Annotated in this window: 1 protein-coding gene; it reads left to right on the top strand. The window is 73.1% G+C overall.

The genetic code is table 11. From position 1 onward, the window contains the following. Positions 1–1,092: type I polyketide synthase (locus LCH29_RS43990; RefSeq protein WP_446467295.1), on the top strand; the 1,092-nt coding region annotated here is incomplete at both ends.

Raw genomic sequence — 1,092 nt, 5'->3', positions numbered from 1 at the left:
GCACGAGCCGTGGTGGACACCGAGCAGCAGCAGGTGCCCGACTTCGACGCCGAGGGCACGGTGTTGGTGACCGGTGCCAGCGGCACGCTGGGCGGGCTGGTTGCCCGTCACCTGGTGGCGGAGCGCGGCGTACGCCACCTCTTCCTGGTCAGCCGTCGCGGCGCGGAGGCTCCCGGTGCACCCGAACTCGGCGCCGAACTGGCCGAGCTGGGTGCCGAGGTGCGGTGGGCCGCGTGCGATGTGGCCGACCGGGACGCGCTCGCCGCGGCCCTCGCGACCGTCCCGGCCGAGCATCCGCTGACGGGTGTGGTGCACACGGCGGGTGTCCTGGATGACGGTGTGATCGGTTCGCTGACGCCGGACCGGCTGGCCAAGGTGCTGCGGCCCAAGGTGGACGCGGCGTGGAACCTGCACGAGCTGACCGCGACTACGGACCTGTCGGCGTTCGTGGTGTTCTCCTCCGCCGCCGGTGTCTTCGGCAATCCGGGGCAGGGCAACTACGCGGCGGCCAACGCGTATGTGGATGCGTTGGCGCAGCACCGTAGGGCGCGTGGCCTCGCCGGTACGTCCCTCGCCTGGGGCCTCTGGGCGGACTCCAGCGCGATGACCGGTGCCTTGGACGATGCCGATGTGTCCCGGATGAGCCGGGGCGGTGTCGCCGCGCTGTCGGCCGCCGAGGGGCTGGAGCTGTTCGACGCGGCGCGCGGTGCGGGCGAGGCGCTGCTGGTGCCGGTGCGGCTGGACTTGGCGGCGGTGCGGGCCGAGGCCGCGTCGTCGGGTGTGGTGGCGCCGTTGATGCGTGGGCTGGTGCGGGTGCCGGCGCGGCGTACGGCGGAGGCTTCGGCCGCGTCGGGTGCGCTGGCGCAGCGCCTGGCCGGGCTCGGCGAGGCCGAACAGCTCGACGTCCTGCTCGACCTGGTCCGTCACCAGGTCGCGGCCGTGCTCGGCCACGACTCGACGGACACCGTGGAGCCGCACCAGTCCTTCCGCGATCTGGGTTTCGATTCGCTGACGGCGGTGGAGCTGCGGAACGCGTTGGGTGCGGCGAGTGAGCTGCGGCTTCCTGCGACGTTGGTGTTCGACTACCCGACG

The sequence above is a fragment of the Streptomyces sp. BRA346 genome, assembly GCF_052851135.1.
This window is presented reverse-complemented; position numbering and strand designations above follow the sequence as displayed.